We start from the raw sequence: 591 nt of genomic DNA, 5'->3' as shown, positions 1-591 counted from the left end.
AAATGAAAAAGGGTGAATTCCCTGTAGTTATAAATGGGGCATTAAATGTTGAAGCTACTAAAGCAGCAGTAACTTACGATAGTAAGACAGGGCTTTATAGCAAGACTATAACTGGCTTACAAGCTAACACTTTAAATCAAATAGAAATAGGTGCATTTGATTATGCAAATAACTTAGGGGGAGTTTCAACTGTTATACCAGTAGGAAAAATACCACCAGCATCAATAACATTTGATGATAAAGTATTTAGTCAAGGTCAAATTACTGTAAATCAAAATGAATATACTATAAGTGGTAAAATAAATAGACCAATAAAAGACTTAATTATAAATGGAGAAAAAATTAATTTAGCTATAAATAATGATGGAACAGTTAATTTCTCTAAATCATTACAATTAAGTGAAGGAATAAATGTAGTAAATATTAAAGCAGTAGATTATAATGGCAAGGTTTTACAAGATCATGCATATAAAATTAGCTGTGATACTATTAAACCAGTAATAGAAATAGAAAGTCCAGAAGTAGTAGATAATAAGATAACTGCAACTAGTGATGTTGTTACATTAAAAGGAAGGGTTTATGATAATCTAT

General features: G+C 28.6%; 1 protein-coding gene. It reads left to right on the top strand.

The genetic code is table 11. From position 1 onward, the window contains the following. Window positions 1-591 (top strand): hypothetical protein (locus CSGHG_RS23510; protein ID WP_010291506.1); only part of this gene is annotated, 591 nt, incomplete at both ends.

It is taken from the genome of Clostridium senegalense JC122 (genome assembly GCF_000285575.1).
Lineage (GTDB): Bacteria > Bacillota > Clostridia > Clostridiales > Clostridiaceae > Clostridium_J > Clostridium_J senegalense.
This window is presented reverse-complemented; position numbering and strand designations above follow the sequence as displayed.